This is a genomic window from Rhodovulum tesquicola (assembly GCF_024128855.1).
In the GTDB taxonomy this organism is placed as follows: domain Bacteria; phylum Pseudomonadota; class Alphaproteobacteria; order Rhodobacterales; family Rhodobacteraceae; genus Rhodovulum; species Rhodovulum tesquicola.
In genome coordinates, this window is sequence record NZ_JAMYDV010000003.1 from 96,847 (window position 1) to 115,196 (window position 18,350).

20 protein-coding genes and 1 tRNA gene are annotated in these 18,350 nt (G+C 69.0%); 15 read left to right on the forward strand and 6 right to left on the reverse strand.

Annotated features, from left to right (window positions below; all coding sequences use genetic code 11):
• Positions 1–104 precede the first annotated feature (104 nt).
• From rpmF to NHN26_RS04585, 8 genes are all read left to right on the forward strand, one after another.
• Entirely contained in the window at positions 105–314 is a 210-nt protein-coding gene (gene rpmF, locus NHN26_RS04550) for a 50S ribosomal protein L32 (protein ID WP_132696998.1), read from the forward strand.
• A 31-nt stretch (positions 315–345) separates the two neighbouring features.
• Positions 346–1,449 carry a phosphate acyltransferase PlsX gene (gene plsX, locus NHN26_RS04555; protein WP_253088332.1) on the forward strand — a complete coding sequence of 368 codons (1,104 nt, stop codon included), beginning with the start codon at positions 346–348 and terminating at the stop codon, positions 1,447–1,449.
• A gap of 2 nt (positions 1,450–1,451) precedes the next feature.
• The gene (locus tag NHN26_RS04560) at positions 1,452–2,423 is read left to right on the forward strand and encodes a beta-ketoacyl-ACP synthase III (protein ID WP_253088333.1); all 972 of its coding nucleotides are present in this window, start codon (positions 1,452–1,454) and stop codon (positions 2,421–2,423) included.
• 111 nt (positions 2,424–2,534) lie between these two features.
• On the forward strand, positions 2,535–2,846 hold the full coding sequence (ihfA, locus tag NHN26_RS04565; RefSeq protein WP_132697028.1) for an integration host factor subunit alpha: 312 nt from the start codon (positions 2,535–2,537) through the stop codon (positions 2,844–2,846).
• 13 nt (positions 2,847–2,859) lie between these two features.
• Entirely contained in the window at positions 2,860–3,960 is a 1,101-nt protein-coding gene (locus NHN26_RS04570) for a MerR family transcriptional regulator (RefSeq protein WP_253088334.1), read from the forward strand.
• A 72-nt stretch (positions 3,961–4,032) separates the two neighbouring features.
• Positions 4,033–4,109 (forward strand) — tRNA-Pro (locus tag NHN26_RS04575).
• A gap of 84 nt (positions 4,110–4,193) precedes the next feature.
• Positions 4,194–5,279, forward strand: coding sequence for a 2'-deoxycytidine 5'-triphosphate deaminase (locus NHN26_RS04580; protein WP_132697004.1), 1,086 nt, complete (start codon positions 4,194–4,196; stop codon positions 5,277–5,279).
• Positions 5,280–5,418: 139 nt separating this feature from the next.
• A complete protein-coding gene (locus NHN26_RS04585) occupies positions 5,419–6,792 on the forward strand; it encodes an aminotransferase (RefSeq protein ID WP_253088335.1) in 1,374 nt (457 codons plus the stop codon).
• A 10-nt stretch (positions 6,793–6,802) separates the two neighbouring features.
• Here NHN26_RS04585 and scpB read toward each other — a convergent pair whose 3' ends face one another.
• The 6 genes from scpB to NHN26_RS04615 form a co-directional block, all read right to left on the reverse strand.
• On the reverse strand, positions 6,803–7,444 hold the full coding sequence (gene scpB, locus NHN26_RS04590; RefSeq protein ID WP_253088336.1) for an SMC-Scp complex subunit ScpB: 642 nt from the start codon (positions 7,442–7,444) through the stop codon (positions 6,803–6,805).
• Complete coding sequence (locus NHN26_RS04595; protein WP_132697010.1) at positions 7,441–8,244, reverse strand: segregation and condensation protein A; 804 nt, start codon at positions 8,242–8,244, stop codon at positions 7,441–7,443. Before NHN26_RS04595 ends, scpB begins: the two co-directional genes overlap by 4 nt.
• Positions 8,237–9,250: a glycoside hydrolase family 3 N-terminal domain-containing protein gene (locus NHN26_RS04600; RefSeq protein WP_132697012.1), complete on the reverse strand. Its 1,014-nt coding sequence runs from the start codon at positions 9,248–9,250 to the stop codon at positions 8,237–8,239. The genes NHN26_RS04595 and NHN26_RS04600 overlap by 8 nt, the downstream gene beginning before the upstream one ends.
• Complete coding sequence (locus tag NHN26_RS04605; RefSeq protein WP_253088337.1) at positions 9,250–10,176, reverse strand: SPOR domain-containing protein; 927 nt, start codon at positions 10,174–10,176, stop codon at positions 9,250–9,252. The genes NHN26_RS04600 and NHN26_RS04605 overlap by 1 nt, the downstream gene beginning before the upstream one ends.
• A 78-nt stretch (positions 10,177–10,254) precedes the next feature.
• Positions 10,255–12,000 (reverse strand): arginine--tRNA ligase, encoded by a 1,746-nt coding sequence (gene argS, locus NHN26_RS04610; RefSeq protein WP_253088338.1) that lies wholly within the window; start codon positions 11,998–12,000, stop codon positions 10,255–10,257.
• Positions 12,001–12,064: 64 nt separating this feature from the next.
• Positions 12,065–13,243 carry a deoxyguanosinetriphosphate triphosphohydrolase gene (locus NHN26_RS04615; RefSeq protein WP_253088339.1) on the reverse strand — a complete coding sequence of 393 codons (1,179 nt, stop codon included), beginning with the start codon at positions 13,241–13,243 and terminating at the stop codon, positions 12,065–12,067.
• An 84-nt stretch (positions 13,244–13,327) separates the two neighbouring features.
• Here NHN26_RS04615 and NHN26_RS04620 point away from each other — a divergent pair, with 84 nt between their 5' ends.
• From NHN26_RS04620 to xth, 7 genes are all read left to right on the forward strand, one after another.
• Positions 13,328–13,651, forward strand: coding sequence for a HesB/IscA family protein (locus tag NHN26_RS04620; RefSeq protein ID WP_132697030.1), 324 nt, complete (start codon positions 13,328–13,330; stop codon positions 13,649–13,651).
• Positions 13,652–13,677: 26 nt separating this feature from the next.
• Positions 13,678–14,667, forward strand: a complete 990-nt coding sequence (locus NHN26_RS04625; protein WP_253088340.1) for an amidoligase family protein — start codon at positions 13,678–13,680, stop codon at positions 14,665–14,667.
• On the forward strand, positions 14,664–15,383 hold the full coding sequence (locus NHN26_RS04630; RefSeq protein WP_253088341.1) for a gamma-glutamyl-gamma-aminobutyrate hydrolase family protein: 720 nt from the start codon (positions 14,664–14,666) through the stop codon (positions 15,381–15,383). The genes NHN26_RS04625 and NHN26_RS04630 overlap by 4 nt, the downstream gene beginning before the upstream one ends.
• Before the next feature lie 207 nt (positions 15,384–15,590).
• Positions 15,591–16,049: a c-type cytochrome gene (locus NHN26_RS04635; protein ID WP_253088342.1), complete on the forward strand. Its 459-nt coding sequence runs from the start codon at positions 15,591–15,593 to the stop codon at positions 16,047–16,049.
• Positions 16,050–16,052: 3 nt separating this feature from the next.
• Entirely contained in the window at positions 16,053–16,697 is a 645-nt protein-coding gene (locus NHN26_RS04640) for a cytochrome b/b6 domain-containing protein (RefSeq protein WP_253088343.1), read from the forward strand.
• A gap of 71 nt (positions 16,698–16,768) precedes the next feature.
• Complete coding sequence (locus NHN26_RS04645; RefSeq protein WP_253088344.1) at positions 16,769–17,533, forward strand: hypothetical protein; 765 nt, start codon at positions 16,769–16,771, stop codon at positions 17,531–17,533.
• Positions 17,533–18,312, forward strand: a complete 780-nt coding sequence (xth, locus tag NHN26_RS04650; RefSeq protein WP_253088345.1) for an exodeoxyribonuclease III — start codon at positions 17,533–17,535, stop codon at positions 18,310–18,312. Before NHN26_RS04645 ends, xth begins: the two co-directional genes overlap by 1 nt.
• The last annotated feature ends 38 nt before the right edge of the window (positions 18,313–18,350 follow it).

The window sequence follows — 18,350 nt, forward strand, 5'->3', positions numbered from 1 at the left end:
GCCTCGCTTGCACGATGGGTTACGCCGCGCGGCCACGCGCTGAGAGACGGGCTTTCCCAAGACAGAACACCGGGCCAGAGGCCCCGAAGGATCGAGGTTGAGACATGGCTGTCCCTCAGAACAAAGTCACGCGGTCGCGCCGCAACATGCGCCGCTCGCACGATGCGCTGGTGCCGGGCAATCCGGCCGAATGTTCGAATTGCGGCGAGCTGAAGCGTCCGCATCACGTCTGTGCCGCCTGCGGCCATTACGACGACCGCGAAGTGGTTGCGCAGGCCCAGGAATTCGACCTGGACGAAGACGACGCGGCCTGAGGCCCAGGGCCGCACGTCCCCCGCGTCGAACATGAGCACGCAGCACTGTCAGGAGCCGCGGGCCGAGGCGCCGCGCAACGTCATATCGGTCGACGCCATGGGCGGGGATCGTGGTCCCGCGGCCGTGGTCGCGGGACTGGTCAAGGCCGCCACCAAGAATTCCGAGATCCGGTTCATCCTGCATGGACGGCGGAACGAGCTGGAGCAACTGGTCTCGCGCCGCAAGGTGCTGGCCGGGCGGGTGGAGATCCGCGATGCCGCCGACATCGTCACGATGGAGGCGAAACCCAGCCAGGTGATGCGCCACGGCCAGGCGACCTCGATGTGGTCCGCGATCGACAGCGTGCGCAATGGCGAGGCGCCGGTCTGCGTGTCCTGCGGCAATACCGGGGCGCTGATGCTGTTGTCGATCGTGCGGCTGCGCAAGCTGCCGGGCGTCAACCGGCCCGCCATCGCCTGTCTGTGGCCCTCGCGCAATCCGCACGGGTTCAACGTGATGCTGGATGTCGGCGCCGATGTGCGCGCGGACGAGCATGACCTTCTGCAATATGCGCTGATGGGCTCGTCCTATGCGCGCAACGGGCTGGGGCTGAACCGGCCGCGGGTCGGCATCCTGAATGTCGGCACCGAAGAGAACAAGGGGCGGGCCGAGCTGAAGGCCGCCCATGACCTGATCGAGGCGAGTTGCGCGGCCGGGCAGTTCGATTTCGTCGGCTTCGTCGAAGGTGGCGACATTCCCTCGGACAAGGTCGACGTGATCGTGACCGACGGCTTTACCGGAAATGTGGCGCTGAAGACCGGCGAAGGCACCGCCCGGCTGGTCGGCGATTTCCTGCGCGAGGCGTTCAGCGCGACGCCGCTGTCGCGGGTGGCGGCATTGCTGGCGCTGACCTCGTTGCGACGACTCAAGAAGCGGATCGACCCGCGCCGGGTGAATGGCGGGGTGTTCCTCGGGCTGAACGGCACGGTGGTCAAGTCGCATGGCTCGTCGGATGCCACCGGCGTCGCCGCGGCGGTCAAGCTGGCCTGGGAACTGGCGCAATCGGGCTTTACCGAGCGGCTGGCGGCGCGCGTTGCCACGGCCTCCGGGCCGGTCCCCGAAATGGTCAAGGACGTGGCCGGAGGCGAGCGGTAGACATGGTGACACGGGCCATTGTCAGGGGTGTCGGGCATTACCTGCCCGCGCGCGTGGTCGAGAATGCCGAGTTCGAGGCGACGCTCGAGACGTCCGACGAGTGGATCCGCTCGCGCTCGGGGATCGAACGGCGCCATCTGGCGGGCGAGGGCGAGACCACGGCCGACATGGCGATCAGCGCGGCACGGGCGGCGCTGGACGATGCGGGGCTGGCACCCGACGAGGTGGATGCGATCATCCTGGCGACCTCGACCGCCGACCTGACCTTTCCCTCGGCCGCGACCATGGTTCAGGCGGGGCTGGGCATGACGCGCGGCTTTGCCTTCGACGTGCAGGCGGTCTGTGCCGGCTTCGTCTTCGCGCTGGCCAATGCGAACGCGATGATCGCGACCGGGATGGCGCGGCGCGTGCTGGTGATCGGGGCCGAAAGCTTCAGCCGGATCATGGACTGGACCGACCGCGGCACCTGCGTGCTGTTCGGCGATGGCGCGGGCGCGCTGCTGCTGGAGGCGGGCGCGGGCGCGGGCGGATCGGACGATCGCGGCGTGCTGGCGATCGACCTGCATTCGGACGGGCGGCACAAGGACATCCTTTACGTCGATGGCGGCACCTCGACGGGCATGACCGGGCATCTGAGGATGCAGGGCAAGGAAGTGTTCCGCCATGCCGTCGAGAAGCTGGCCGACACCGCCCATGCGGCGCTGGACAAGGCGGGGCTGAGCGGGGCGGATGTCGACTGGCTGGTTCCGCATCAGGCTAATCTGCGGATCATCAAGGCCACCGCGCAGCGCATGCAATTGCCGATGGAGCGGGTGATCGTCACCGTGCAGGACCATGGCAACACCTCGGCCGCGTCGATTCCGCTGGCGCTGTCGGTGGGCAAGGCCGAGGGGCGGATCCGGACCGGCGACCTGGTCGTGACCGAGGCGATCGGCGGCGGGCTGGCTTGGGGTGCGGTGGTTCTGCGCTGGTAAGGTTACGCGCAAACGCCATCCTGCAAGTCGTTGTCATTGACTCGGAAATCCGTTTCTCCCTAAGCTTTTAGGCAGTCGGGGAATTTCGGGTTTTTGATCAGAGGGGACGCCATGTCCGGCAAAACGCTGACACGAATGGATTTGACCGAAGCGGTGTTCCGCGAGGTGGGCCTGTCACGCAACGAATCCGCCGACCTGGTGGAGAGCGTCCTGCAGCACATGTCGGATTCGCTGGTGCGCGGCGAGACCGTCAAGATCTCGTCCTTCGGCACCTTCTCGGTGCGGGAAAAGGCGGCGCGGGTCGGCCGCAACCCGAAGACCGGCGAAGAGGTGCCGATCCTGCCGCGACGGGTCCTGACCTTCCGTCCCTCGCATCTGATGAAGGACCGCGTCGCCGCCGGAAATTCCGAGCGGACGGACTAAGGTTCCGTTCCAGATGGAAAAATCCCCCGAAGCCTTCCGCACGATCAGCGAGGTGGCGGCGTGGCTGGACACGCCCGCGCATGTGCTGCGGTTCTGGGAAAGCCGGTTTTCCCAGGTCAAGCCGGTCAAGCGCGCGGGCGGGCGGCGCTATTACCGGCCGGCCGACATGATGCTGCTGGGCGGGATCAAGAGGCTCCTGCACGAGGACGGCCTGACCATCCGCGGGGTGCAGAAGATCCTGCGCGAGGAAGGGGTGAAATTCGTCTCGGCCCTGTCGCCGCCGCTGGAGGAGGGGACACCCGGGCTGCTGATCGAGGGCCATGCCGAGCCGGTCGAGGCGGTTGCCGAAGCGCCGCTGCCCGGTGACGACTCGCCCGTCGAGATGGTCGAGGCCGACGAGGCCCCGATGCAGGAGGATGCCGAATCCGAGGCCGCCGAGATCCTGCCGCTGGCGTTCCGCCCCCGGCCCGAACCGGACGAGGCGATCCTGCCCGGGCTCGATCTTGCGGCCGGGGCGCGCCCCGCACCGGAGGCCGAGGCGGCGGTCCCCAGCTTCCGCCGCCATCCCCGCCCGCCGGTCGAGGAAGAACCCGCCGCCGCCCTGCCCTTCGAGACCGCGCCGGAGACATCCGCGGAGGAGCCGGTCGCGGCCCTTGCGGAGGCCGATGCTCTGGTCGGCCCGGAGCCCGAGGTCGCGCAGGACTTGGTCGAGGCGGAGCCGGAACCGGAGGCGGAGCCTGAACCCGAAGCCCATGCCCCGGCGGCCGAACCGGAGCCCGAGGCGGAGGCGCCGGAGCAGGCCGGACCCGACATCCTGTCCGAGGCCGCCCCGGAGTTGGAAGCGCAACCGGAGGCCGAACCGGAGCCGGAACCGCAGGCCGAACCGGTGGCCGAGCCCCCTGCCCCGGCGATTGCGCGGCCCCTCGGCACGGGAATCGTCCGCAGCGATCCGGCCGATGACGACCCGGCCTTTGCCCCGGTCGCGCCGCCGCTGCGCACGCTGATCCGCACCCCCGCGCTGCGTGAGGCGCTGGCTGCCGACCGGGACCGGGCCGGGCAATCGCTGGCGCGGCTTCAGGCGCTTGGCGAGCGGATGGCGTCCGGCGGGCAATAGGCCGATCCCGGTGCTGAGCGGGGTTTTTGCGGCTTGCCCCCGCCGTCAGACATGCTAAGAACGCCCCCGTGTCGGGCTATGGCGCAGTCTGGTAGCGCGTCCGTCTGGGGGGCGGAAGGTCGCAGGTTCAAGTCCTGCTAGCCCGACCAAAATCACACCCGCCCGCGCGCCCTTCCGGGCCGCGGGCGGTGGTGTTTTCGGCACCTGGCCTTGCAACAGTCGGAGGCGATGCGATGACCGGACCCGGCGTGCTGCCCGCGCAGCAGATCCGCGCGCTGATCGAGGCGGGCGCGATCGGCCTGAGCGCGCCCCTGGATGACGGGCAGGTGCAGCCCGCCTCGCTGGATCTGCGGCTGGGGGATGTCGCCTACCGGATGCGCGCCTCGTTCCTGGCGGGTGCGGGGGCGACGGTGGCCGAGCGTCTGGCCGATTTCGAGATGCACCGGATCGACCTCACGGGCGGGGCGGTGCTGGAAAAGGGCTGCGTCTATGTCGTGCCGCTGATGGAGCGGCTGGCCCTGCCCGAGGGCGTCGCCGCGGTCGCCAATGCCAAGAGTTCGACCGGGCGGCTGGACCTTCTGACCCGTGCGATCACCGATGGCGGGGTGGAGTTCGACCGCATCCGGCCGGGGTATCACGGCCCGCTTTACGCCGAGATCTGCCCGCGCTCGTTCTCGGTGCTGGTGCGGCCCGGCCAGCGGCTGAACCAGATCCGGTTCCGTCGCGGGCAAGCGGTTCTCGACGATGCCGAACTGACGGCGCTGCATCGGGCGGTGGGGCTGGTCGCGGGCGGTCCGGCGGTGATTTCCGAGGGGCTGGGCTTTTCCGTCGATCTGAAGCCCGAAACCGGCGATCTGGTGGGCTATCGCGCCAAGCCGCATTCGGGGGTGATCGACCTTGACCGGATCGGCGGGCATGACCCGGCCGAGTTCTGGGAGGAAATCCGGACCGACAGGGGCCGGATCATCCTCGACCCCGGCGCCTTCTATATCCTGGTCAGCCGCGAATCGGTGCATATCCCGCCCGATTACGCCGCCGAAATGGCCCCCTATCTGGCCATGGTGGGCGAGTTCCGGGTGCATTACGCGGGCTTCTTCGATCCCGGTTTCGGCCATGACGCGGCGGGCGGCACGGGGTCGCGCGGGGTGCTGGAAGTGCGCTGCCACGAGGCACCCTTCGTGCTGGAACATGGGCAGGTCGTGGGACGGCTGGTCTACGAGCGCATGGCCGCAAGGCCCGAGACGCTGTATGGCGCGGGGATCGCGTCGAACTACCAGGGCCAGGGGCTGAAGCTGTCCAAGCATTTCCGCGCGCCCTGAGCGGTTCGCTCCCCCCCCCGCGCGCAGGAGCGGCTGCCGCCGGTTCGCCCCGGCACGTGGGCCGCGGTGGCAACGTGCGATTGCACCCGGCCGGGCGCGGGGATAGCGTCGGGGCGAGAGTGCCGAAGGAGCCCCGAACATGCCCGACACCGCCCCGAACGACTGGGATGCCCGCGCCGAGATGCACAGCTTCTACGGCTTCACCGACCTGCCCTCGGTGCAGGCGCGCGGCACGGTGGTCGTGACCCATGGAGAGGGTCCCTATATCTTCGACACGGCCGGGAGGCGCTATCTGGACGCCAATTCGGGGCTGTGGAACATGGTGGCGGGGTTCGATCATCCCGGCCTCGCCCAGGCCGCCAAGGCGCAATATGACCGGCTTCCGGGCTATCACGCGTTCTTCGGGCGGATGTCGGACCAGACCGTGATGCTGAGCGAGAAACTGATCGAGGTCTCGCCCTTCGCCCGCGGCAAGGTCTTCTATACCAATTCGGGATCCGAGGCGAACGACACGGCGCTCAAGATGCTGTGGTTCCTGGCGCGCGCCGAGGGACAGCCCGAGCGGCGCAAGATCCTGACGCGCTGGAACGGCTATCACGGGGTCACGGTCGCCGCGGCCTCGATGACGGGCAAGGCCTATAACGCGCTGTTCGGCCTGCCTCTGCCCGGGTTCATCCACCTGACCTGCCCGCATTACTGGCGCGAGGGGCGGGAGGGCGAGAGCGAGGCAGAGTTCACCACCCGGCTGGCCGCCGAACTGGAAGAGGTCATCGCGCGCGAGGGGGCCGAGACCATCGCGGGCTTCTTCGCCGAGCCGGTGATCGGCGCGGGCGGCGTGATCCCGCCGTCAGAGGGCTATTTCCAGGCGATCCAGGCGGTCCTGAAACGCCACAACATCCCGCTGATCGCGGATGAGGTGATCTGCGGCTTCGGCCGGACGGGCGAGGTCTGGGGCTGCCAGACCTACGGCTTCACCCCCGATGCGATCATCAGTTCCAAGGCGCTGACCGCGGGCTATTTCCCGATGGGGGCCGTGATCCTCGGCCCCGACCTGTCGGACCGGTTGCAGGCGGCGGCCGAGGCGGTCGAGGAATTTCCCCATGGCTTCACCGCCTCGGGCCATCCGGTCGGCTGCGCCATCGCGCTGAAAGCGATCGACGTGATCCTGAACGAGGGGCTTCTGGACAATGTCCGCGCCCTGACCCCGCGTTTCGAGGCGGGGCTGAAGCGGCTGGCCGAGCATCCCCATATCGGGGAATGGCGCGGCAAGGGGCTGATGGGCGCGCTGGAGGCAGTGGCCGACAAGCCGACGAAGACGCCGTTTCCATCGACCCTGTCGGTCAGCGAGCGGATCGCCAATACCTGCACCGATCACGGGCTGATCTGCCGTCCGCTGGGCCAGTCCATCGTGCTGTGCCCGCCCTTCATCGTGACCGAGGCGCAGATGGACGAGATGTTCGACAAGCTGGAGGCCGCGCTGAACCGCGTCTTCGCCGAGATCGGCGCGGGCTGATCCGGGCGCCTCAGCTTTCGTCCTCGAACATGTCGGTCTGGCCGTCCTCGGCTTCGGCATCGTCCGGGCCGCCGGGCATGGGGCGGCTGTCCAGCAGGCCCGCGGCGCGCAATTCCTTGAGCCCGGGCAGGTCGCGCGCGCTTTCCAGTCCGAAATGGTCGAGGAATTCCTCGGTCACGACATAGGTGACGGGGCGGCCCGGTGTCATCCGGCGCCGTCCGAAGCGGATCCAGTCAAGCTCCAGCAACTGATCGACCGTGCCCCGGCTGACCGAGACGCCGCGAATCTCCTCGATCTCGGCGCGCGTCACCGGCTGGTGATAGGCGATGATCGCCAGCGTCTCGATCGCGGCACGCGACAGCTTGCGCAGCTCGACCGTCTCCTTCTGCATCAGGAAGCCCAGATCGGGCGCTGTTCGAAACGCCCAGCCCTCGCCCACGCGCACCAGCCGCACGCCGCGCCCCTCGTAGCGGCGGGCAAGATGGGCGAGCGCGGCGGCGGCATCGCAGCCATGCGGCATGCGCGCGTTCAGTTCGGCCACGCGCAGCGGCTCGGCCGAGGCGAACAGGATCGCCTCGACCATGCGCTCCTGCTCGCCGATGGGCGGCGCCTCGAAAAGGCTTTCCTCCTGCTCGGGCGGGTTCCGGGTCATGCGCGGGGCTTCCGCCGGATATGGATGGGGGCGAAGGTGTCGGATTGGCGGATCTCGATCTGGCCCTGCTTGGCAAGTTCCAGGCTGGCGGCAAAATGCGCCGCGGTGGCGGTGCGCCGACGCACGGGATCGGTCTGCCATCCCTCGGGCAGCCAACTGGACAGGTCGATCCATTCGCCCGCATAGCCCAGCAGGCCGCGCATCCGTTCCAGCGCCTCTTCCATCGTGTAAAGCGCATCGCGATCAAGGACGTAGGGGCGGAACTCGTCCTTGGTGCGGATCCGTGCATAGGCCTGCATCAGGTCCAGGAGGGTCGCGGTATATTGCACCCGGCGCACCCGTTGCACATCCTCGGGGATACCGCGCACGAAGAAGTCGCGCCCCTTCTGGTCGCGGCCCAGAAGCCGGGCGGCCACCGCCCGCATCGCTTCGAGCCGTTCAAGCTGGAACGCCAGATGCGCGGCCAGATCCTCGCCCGAGGGTCCCTCGTCGGTGGGATCGGGCGGCAGCAGAAGGCGCGACTTGAGATAGGCAAGCCAGGCCGCCATCACCAGGTAATCGGCCGCCAGTTCGATGCGCAGGGTCCGCGCCTGTTCGACAAAGGCCAGATATTGCTCGGCCAGGTGCAGCACCGAGATGCGGCGCAGGTCGACCTTCTGGCTGCGGGCCAGCGTCAGCAGCATGTCGAGCGGCCCCTCGAAACCCTCGACATCGACGATCAGGGCCTCGGCGGCCAGCCGCGCGGCGACGGGGTCCCGCGCGGGTCCCTCGGTGAAACTGTCGGGGCCCTGTTCAGGCATCGCGCCTCTTTCCCAGCAGCGCATCGAGTTCGGTCACCAGCGCGGAAACCTCGCCGGGCACCGGCGGGCGGCGGCGGGCCAGCGCGCGCGAGGCCCTTGCCGCGGCTTTCTCGGTCAGCGTGCCGCTGGCCTCGGCGACCTCTTCCATTTCGGCCAGTTTGCCGTTGCAATGCAAGACCGCATCGCAGCCCGCCCGGATGCTGGCCACGCAGCGCGCGGCGATGCTGCCCGACAGCGCCTGCATCGAGATGTCGTCGGTCATCAGGAAACCCTGAAAGCCCAACGCCCTGCGGATATAGATGATCGCCTCGCCCGAGGTGGTGACCGGGGCGCCGCCATCCAGCGCCTCGTAGACGACATGGGCCGTCATTCCCAGCGGCAGGTCCGAAAGCGCGCGGAAGGCGGCGAAATCGGTGGCCTCGAGCTGCGAGAGCGGGGTCTTGACGCGCGGCAGGTCAAGATGGCTGTCGACCGTGGCGCGGCCATGGCCGGGGATGTGTTTCAGCACGGGCAGCACGCCGCCATGCAACAGCCCGTCGGCCACGGCGCGGGCGATCCTGGCCACGCTGGCGGGGTCCGAGCCGTAGCAGCGGTTCTTGAGCACCTTGTGGGTTTCCGGCCGCGCCAGATCGCCCAGCGGCGCGCAATTGACGTCGATGCCCGCCCAGTTCAGTTCGCGCGCGATCAGCCGCGAGCGCAGATACATCGAGCGCGCCGCGTTCTCGGGACCGACCGCGGCGATCTGGTCGGCGGCCGCCGCCCATTGCCGCCAATGCGGCGCGGTCAGGCGCTGGACGCGCCCGCCCTCCTGGTCGATCAGGATCGGCGCGGCACGGCCCACCGCCGCGCGCAGGCTTTCGGTCAGCGCGCGCAACTGACTGGGATCGCGGACATTGCGCGCGAACAGGATGAAGCCGAGCGGGTTGGCCTGGGCGAAGAACTGCCGCTCGGCCGCCGTCAGCGCCGGGCCGGAGCAGCCGAGGATATATGCCCCGGCCCGCCGCATCAGCGGGCCACCACCGGGATGCAGTCCGCGCCCTCGGCCATCAGCGCGGCACAGAACCGGCGCGCGTCGGCGATGTCGTCGAAGCCCGCGGCGCGCAGCCGGTAGAAGATGCGCCCGCCGCCCTCGGTGGCCTGGATGACGCGGGACTTGCGGTCGAAGAACCCGGCGAAGCGCCCCTCGCCTGCCAGGCCCTCCCAGGCCAGGCGGGCCTCTTCGGCGTCGTCGAAGGCGCCAAGCTGGACCAGCGCGGTACCCGCGACCACCTCGGTCACGGGAAGCTCGGCCGCACTGCGCGGCATCAGCGCGGCGGTGGCGGCCGCGATCGCGGCGCGGGCGGCGAGATCCTCGGTATCGGGCCGTGCCGCCGGACGGGGCGAATGGCTGAGCGCGCCCGCGGGCAGTTGCATCAGTGGCGTGATCTCGTCCGCGGCGGCCTCTTCGAGGGCGGCCATCATCGCGGCATCGGCCGCCTCATCGGCCTCGGGCGCCAGCGTGAACGCCTCTTCGACTTGCTGATCGGCCGCCTCGTCCCACGGCGTCGGGGCAGGCGCGGCCACGTCCAGCGGGGCCAGTTCGGCGCGCGGACGGTCCTCTTCGGTCAGCGCCAGCGGGTTCGGGGCAAGGCGCAGCGTGTCGGCGGGCGGCGCGGCCTCGCCATCGGCGGCGACGCGGTTCACCGCCAGCCCCTGGTGATCGGCCTGACGGCCGCCCGGATCCTCGGGGGCGATCCGCATCGGCCCTTCGAGCGCGCGCACCACGGGCACGCCGCTGACATCGCGCACGAGGATCTGGTAGCCCCAGACACAAAGCCCTGCCACCAGCGAAAGCGACAGCGCGCCCCCGGCCCAGTGCAGCGCGGTCTTCATGCCCGGCCGGGCATCGCCCGGACCCGGCGCACGGAATGCGTCGTATTCGATATCTGCCATTGCCGCCTCATGTTCCGGGGCTCTTTGTCCCCGGTTGGTTCTTGCCTGTCTCGGCCCGGGCGGGTTGCGCCTTGTTTTTCAGCGCATTTCCTCGACCGGAGTGACGCCGAGAATACCAAGACCGGCGGAAATCACAACGGAAACGGCGCGCGCGAGCGCGATTTTGGCCTGGCTTGTGGCTGCATCGCCCTCTTGCAGGAAGCGCAGCGCGGGCAGATCGTTGCCCCGGTTCCAGAGCGCGTGGAACTCGGAGGCAAGTTCGTACAGGTAGAACGCGACGCGGTGGGGTTCATGCGTGCGGGCCGCGATCTCGACCAGACGCGGCCATTCGGCCAGCTTCTTCGCCACCGCGATCTCGGCCTCGTGCCCGAGTTTCGTCAGATCCGCCGCCGCCAGCGTGGCGTCATCGGACGCGATCCCCGCCTCGGCCGCCTTGCGCAGCACGGAGCAGACCCGGGCATTGGCATACTGGACATAGAAGACCGGGTTGTCCTTGGATTGCTCCAGAACCTTGGCAAAGTCGAAATCCAGCGGCGCGTCGTTCTTGCGCGTCAGCATGTGGAACCGGGTCACATCCGGCCCCACCTGATCGACCACATCGCGCAGCGTGACGAAGGTGCCCGCGCGCTTGGACATCTTGAAGGGTTCGCCGTTCTGGTAGAGCTTGACCAGCTGCGTGAGCTTGATGTCGAGCGGCACGCGGCCATCCGACAGCGCGGACACGGCCGCCTTCATCCGCTTGACATAGCCGCCGTGATCCGCGCCAAACACATCAATAAGCGCGTCGAAGCCTCTGGAAATCTTGTCGAAATGATAGGCGATGTCCGGAGCGAAATAGGTCCATGCGCCGTCCGATTTCATGATCGGCCGGTCCACGTCGTCGCCATGTTCGGTGGACCGGAACAGCGTCTGCTCGCGCGGCTCCCAGTCCTCGGGAGTCTTGCCCTTGGGCGGCTCCAGCACGCCGACATAGATCAGGCCCCTGGCCTTCAGCGCCTCGATCGCGGCCTCGATCCGGCCGGTGCCGTAAAGCGACTTCTCGGAGAAGAAGACATCCATCGCGACGCCAAGCGCGGCCAGATCGGCGCGGATCAGGTCCATCATGCGGTCGGTGGCGAAGTCGCGCACCTCGGTCAGCCAGACGTCCTCGGGCTGGCCGAGATAGGCGTCGCCCACCTTGTCCTTCAGCGCCTGCCCGACCTCGATCAGGTAGTCGCCGGGATAGGTGCCGTCCTCGAACGCCACCTCCTGGCCATGCGCTTCGAGGTAGCGCAGATAGACCGAGCGGGCCAGAACGTCGACCTGCGCGCCGCCATCGTTGATGTAGTATTCCCGCGTCACCTGATGGCCGGAATAGGCCAGCAGGTTCGCCAGCGCATCGCCGAAGACCGCCCCGCGGGTGTGGCCCACATGCAACGGCCCCGTCGGGTTGGCCGAGACATATTCGACATTGACCCGCGCGCCCTGCCCCATGCCGGAGCGCCCGAACCCGGCTCCCTCGGCCAGCACCCGGCCGACCAGCCCCTGCCAGACGGCGGGCGCGAGGCGCAGGTTCAGAAAGCCCGGGCCTGCCACCTCGGCGAGCGCCACGCGCGGGTCGGCGGTCAGGCGGGCGGCCAGCGCCTCGGCGATGTCGCGGGGTTTCAGACCGGCGGGCTTGGCCAGCACCATCGCGGCATTGGTGGCCATGTCGCCATGCGCCGGATCGCGCGGCGGCTCGACCGTGACGGCCGCGTGGTCGAGCCCGGCAGGCAACGTGCCCTCGGCGGCCATGGCGGTCAGGCTGTCGATCACGAGCGCGCGGAGATCGGTGAAGAGGTTCATGTCCATCCCTTTCGGTGCCTCGGGCGGTTTACCACCGGGCGCGGGCGCGTCAACCGGCCCCGGGTCAGCCCGTTGCGTGATGAAACGCGGCGGGCAGCGCGGCGGTCTTGCCGGTCAGGCGGGCATGTTCCTGCAAGGCGAAACGGTCGGTCATGCCCGCGATGTAATCGGCCACGATCCGCGCCAGCGCGGTGACGTCCGGCACGGCGGCCACATCCTCGCGCCATTTCGTCGGCAGATGCGCGGGATCGGCCAGATAGATCGGAAACAGTTCCTCGACCACGCGCGTCACCTCGGCGCGCACCGCCATGACGCTGGGCGCACGATACATCCGGCGGAACAGGAACTCGCGGATCTGGCGCAGATCGGCCCAGAGCGGGTCGCTGAAGCGGATCACCGGGCGGCCCAGCCCGCGCACCTCGGCGGCGCTGGCGGGTGCGGCCTCGGCCAGTAGGCGGCGGGCCTCGGCGATCACGTTCTCGACCATCACGCCGAAGAAGCGGCGCGTCGCCTCGTGGCGGCGGCGTTTGGGGTCGATCCGCGGCCAGATGCGATCAACCTCGGCATAGCAATCCGAGAGGATCGGCAGCGCGGCCAGATCTTCGTCGGTGAAAAGCCCCGCACGCAGCCCGTCATGCAGGTCGTGGTTGTTGTAGGCGATGTCGTCGGCAAGGGCGGCGACCTGCGCCTCGGCGCTGGCATGGGTGTGCAGTTCCAGGTCGTGGCGCGCATTGTATTCGGCCAGCGCATAGGGCGGCGGGCCGGTGACGGGGCCGTTATGCTTGGCGATGCCCTCCAGCGCCTCCCATGTCAGGTTCAGCCCGTCGAACCCGGCATAATGGCGTTCCAGCCTTGTCACGATGCGGATGGCTTGCGCGTTGTGGTCGAACCCGCCGAAAGGCGCCATCAGGGCCGCCAGCGCATCCTCGCCGGTATGCCCGAAGGGCGTGTGGCCCAGATCATGCGCCAGCGCCACCGCCTCGGCCAGTTCGCCGTTCAGGCCCAGGACGCCCGCGATGGTGCGCGCGACCTGCGCCACCTCGATCGAGTGGGTCAGGCGCGTGCGGAAGCTGTCGCCCTCATGCACCACGAAGACCTGCGTCTTGTGCATCAGGCGGCGGAAGGCCGAGGAATGGATGATCCTGTCCCGGTCGCGCTGAAAACACGAGCGGAACGCGCTTTCCTGCTCGGGATTAAGCCGCCCGCGGCTTTGGGTGGGGTCGCAGGCGAAGGGGGCCAGCATCCGGGGTCTCGTCGCTTGTTCATAATCCTGAGCCCCATATATTGGAGGAAAGACCGTTTGCACACAGGGGATTCCGCGATGGACCTGACGCTGCCTCCGAAAGTTACCGAGCGCGCCTTTTCCCGGCTGGCCGAGATCGGGGCCGCGGCGCAGGGCAAGGCGCTGCGCATCGCCGTCGAGGGCGGCGGCTGTTCGGGGTTCCAGTATGCGATCACGCTGGACGCCCCCGCCGAGGACGACCTGTTGCTCGAAGGCGGGGGCGAGCGGGTGGTGGTCGATCCGGTCTCGCTGCCGTTCCTGTCGAACGCGGTCATCGACTTCACCGAGGAACTGATCGGGGCGCGTTTCGTGATCGACAACCCGAACGCGGCCAGTTCCTGCGGTTGCGGCACCTCTTTCGCGATGTGAGGCGCGCCCGGAAAGGACCGGCCGACATGGACAACATCACCAGTCTGATCCCGCGCGACCGATTCCTGCCGCTCTGCCCGGAAAACACCGCCGAGGGCGCACCGCGCCTGACCGGAATCGAGATCGAGTTCGGCGGGCTGACCGAGGCAAGGGCGGCGCGGCTGGTGGCCGATGCGATCGGCGGGCGGGTGATCGAGAAGACCGCGCATGATCTTGTCGTCGAGGACAGCGAATGGGGCGCGGTCGAGATCTGTCTCGACACGCAATGGCGCGACAAGGCGGGCGGCAAGCTGGCCGATCTGGGGCTGGATCTCAGCCGCGCGGTGGTGCCGGTCGAGATCGTGACGCCGCCGCTGGAGCCCGGGCAGTTGCCCGCGCTTGACCGGCTGCGGGGCGCGTTGCGCGCGGCCGGGGCGCAGGGCAGCCGGAACGGCCTCCTGCTGGGCTTCGGCGTGCATCTGAACCCCGCGGTGGCGGACGAGACGACCGAGGCGATCCTGCCCGTGGCCCGCGCCTTCGCGCTGGTCGAGGACTGGCTGCGCAAGGCCGACCCGATCGACCCCGCAAGGCGGCTGTTGCCCTTCGTCGATCCCTGGCCGCGCCGCCTGGTCGACCGGCTGGCGGGCGAGTCCGTGGACTGGAGCCTGGCCGATTTCATCGACGCCTATCTGGCGGAGACGCCGACGCGCAATCGCGGGCTGGACCTGTTGCCGCTGTTCCGCCATCTGGACGAGGGCCGGGTGAGCGGCGCGCTGGGCGACGGCGGGCTGGTCTCGGCGCGGCCGACCTTTCACTATCGCCTGCCCGATTGCCGGATCGACGAAGCCGGATGGCGCATCGCCTATGAGTGGAACCGCTGGGTGATGGTCGAGCGGCTGGCCGCCGACGGCGCGGCGCTGGACCGGCTGGCCGGCGAATGGCTGGACTATCGCGCCGCGCTGACCACGACGCGGGGCGACTGGTTCGCCCATCTGGAGGACCGGCTGGGCGATCTGGAACTCTGGACGGCGGCATGAGCGGACGCCCACACATCGCGGTTACGGTTTCGGCGCGCTCGGGCTGGCGCATCTTTCCGCTGGTGGCGCTGAACCTCTGGCTTGCGGGCGGTCGCGCGCGGCGCTGGGGGGCGGGACGGCCCGCCGATCTGGAGGAGGTGGACGGGCTGATCATCGGCGGCGGCGACGACATCTCGCCCGATCTCTACGATGGGCAGATCGTGACCTCGGCCCGGCTGGACCCGGCGCGCGACGCGCTGGAACGGGCGCTGGTCGAGGCCGCCATCGCCCGCGGGATCCCGGTGCTGGGCATCTGCCGGGGGGCGCAGATGATCAACGTGGCACTGGGCGGCAACCTTCACCAGGATGCCTATGGCACTTATACCGCCTCCGACCGGCGCTGGACGATCCTGCCGAAGAAGCGGATCGCGGTCGAACCCGGCACAAGGCTGGCCGAGATCGCTGGGACCGCGCCGATGAAGGTCAACGCGCTGCATTCCCAGGCCGTGGACCGGCTGGGCGCGGATCTGGTGGTCGCCGCGCGCGACCGCGGCGGCATGATCCAGGCGGTGGAGCGAATCCGCGATCCCTTTGCGCTTGGGGTGCAGTGGCATCCCGAACACCTGCCTTACGCCCGCCGCCAGCGCGCGCTCTTTGCCGCGCTGGTCGCGGCCGCCCGCGCGCGCCGCGCCGATGCCGCGCAGCTGTCTGCGGTCGACGTCATGGCCGGACCGTGACCGGGCTGCACTGTCTGTGCATATGCGCAGGGCGCCTGCGCAGGGGCCGGATCCGCACGGAAACCGGGCCGAATGAACGCAAACGCGGCAGATCGCCCCATGGCACCGTGTTGTGAACCACACAACATACAACTGTGACGTGACGCAAGGACGGTCACATGCTAGCCCAGCAGACGGAATAGTCCCGATCACCAGAAGGAGAGTTTCATGCGCAAGGTTCTTTTGATCACCGCCGCCCTGGCGACCGTCCCGGCCGCAGGCATCGCCGCCGACCTGCAGGAGGTCGTGGATGCCCGCCGTGGCTTCTATTCGATGCTGGGGGCCAACATGAGCGTCCTGGCCTCGATGGCCAAGGGCGATATCGAGTATGACGGCGCGGTCGCCCAGACCCATGCCGACAACCTGAAGCTGCTGACCGCCTACAATATGGGCCATCTCTATGCGGCCGGCACCTCGAATGCCGACATGCCCGGCAAGACCCGCGCCCTGCCCAAGATCTGGGAGGATTTCGCCGGGGTGCAGGAAAAGGGCATGGCCTATGTCCAGGCAGTCGAGGCGCTGACCGAGGTCGCCGGGCTTGACCGCGCCGAGCTGGGCGGTGCCGTTCAGCGGCTGGGCGGCGCCTGCAAGGATTGCCACGACAATTACCGCGCCCGGGATTTCTGAGCGATGAAGGATACGGGCACCCATGGTGCCGGTCCGGGCGGCGAGACCGCCCGGGCCGACAACGCAACCGTCGAGATCGAGACCATCCGGGTCTGGGATCCGCTCTTGCGGCTGTTCCACTGGCTGCTGGCGATCGCGGTGGTCGGCGCCTGGGGGTTGGGCAAGTTCGGACCCAACGTGATGACGCTGCATTTCTGGTTCGGCTATGCCGTGCTGGGCCTGCTGGCGTTCCGCCTGATCTGGGGTTTTGTCGGCCCGGAACATGCGCGCTTCGGCAATTTTCTCTACGGTCCCGTCTCGATCGGGAACTATGTCATCCACATGGTCCGGCGCGAACCCAGCTATTGGCGCGGGCACAACCCGCTGGGCGGGTTCTTCGTGTTCGTCCTGCTGGGCGTTCTGGCGGTCCATGCGGGGCTGGGGCTGATCGCGGATCCCGAGGACTACGTCAATGCGGGCCCCCTTGCCCGCGAGGTCAGCACCGCGACCTCGCGCACGGCGCTGGCCTGGCATGCCACGCTGGGCTGGGTGGTTCTGGGGCTGGTTGTGCTGCATGTCGCCGCCATCGGGTTCTATCGCAAATGGAAGGGCGAGGATCTGATCCGCCCGATGATCACCGGCCGGAAGACCGTCCGCAAGGATCGCTGAACATCCGCCATGGTCGCGGCCCGCACCGGCCCTAGCTTGTCGAAAAACGGCAAAAGGGACGGTGGGGGCCGATGACGAACCTGCTCTTGCTGGGCTCCGGCCCCGGCGTCCTGCGGTGCCGGTCATGGCCTCGGGCACCGTTCACGCGGATCGTGGCGATCAACAATGCCTGGCGTGTGCGGCCTGATTGGGACGCGGTGGTCTTTCCCCACGACCTGCCACCCGACCGCCAGCCCCCCACGCCCGGCCCGTGCCAGATACTGGTCGACGAGACCGCATTCGTGCCGGCGATGAATGCCCATGGCGGGGTGGTCTATTGCGGCGCCACGATGGCCTTCACCGCGGCCTACTGGGCGCTCTGGACCTATCGGCCGCGGGTGATCGCGATGCTTGGTTGCGACATGGTCTACCCGCAGAACGGCCCCACCCATTTCTACGGCACCGGCCGGGCCGATCCCTTGCGCGACGACATCACCCTGCAATCTCTGGAGGCGAAATCCGCGCGGCTGATGGTGCTGGCCGCAGCGGCGGGCTGTGCCATGGTCAACCTCTCGACCGGCAAGAGCCGACTGGTCTTTCCGCGTGCGATCCCGGCCAGCCTGCCCCGCGCGCCCGTCCGGTTCGACGCCCGCGCCGCGCTGGACCGCGAGGCGGCGCTTGGCTACCGGGCGCCGGAGGGGCTCGGCTGGAACGATCCCGCGCGCTTCGATCCGGCCGAGCTTCGCGCGCTTGACGCGCTGTGGCTGGCCGCGGCCGGGCAGGACGCCGATTGCATGGACATTCCCCCCGCAGCCGCCGATAGTCCGGCCGGGACCGGACGGCGGGCGGAGGGCTGATGCGGATTGCGACCTACAACATCAACGGGGTCAAGGCGCGGATCGAGACGGTGCTGGCCTGGCTCGACGACTCCGCGCCCGATGTGGCGCTGTTGCAGGAGATCAAGTCGGTTGACGAGGCGTTTCCGCGCGCGCCCTTCGAGGAGCGCGGCTACAATGTGGAAACCCATGGCCAGAAGGGGTTCAATGGCGTCGCGATCCTGTCGAAACGGCCGCTGGAGGACGTGACGCGGGGCCTGCCGGGCGATGCGGGGGATGAACAGGCGCGCTGGATCGAGGCCACCGTGATGGGGGCGCGGGCGGTTCGGATCTGCGGCCTCTACCTGCCGAATGGCAACCCGGCGCCGGGGCCGAAATATGATTACAAGCTGGCCTGGATGGCGCGGCTGGAGGCCCGCGCCAAGGCCCTGCTGGAAAGCGAGGAGCCGGTGGTGATGGCGGGCGATTACAACGTGATCCCGCAGGACGAGGACGCGGCGCGGCCCGAGGCCTGGGCAAGCGATGCGCTGGCCCTGCCCCGGACGCGGGCGGCGTTCCGGCGGATCGTCAACCTGGGCTATACCGAGGCGTTCCGGGCGCGGGTGCAGGGGCCCGGGCATTATTCTTTCTGGGACTATCAGGCGGGCGCGTGGAGCCGCAATGACGGCATCCGCATCGATCACCTGCTGCTGAGCCCGCAGGCGGCCGACCTGATGACGGAATGCCGGATCGAGGCCGAGCAGCGCGGCCGCGAGAAGCCGTCGGACCATGTGCCGGTCTGGGTGACGCTGGACGCCTGAGCCGAAGCGGCGGGGTGCTCCCGCCCCCGGCCCGCGCG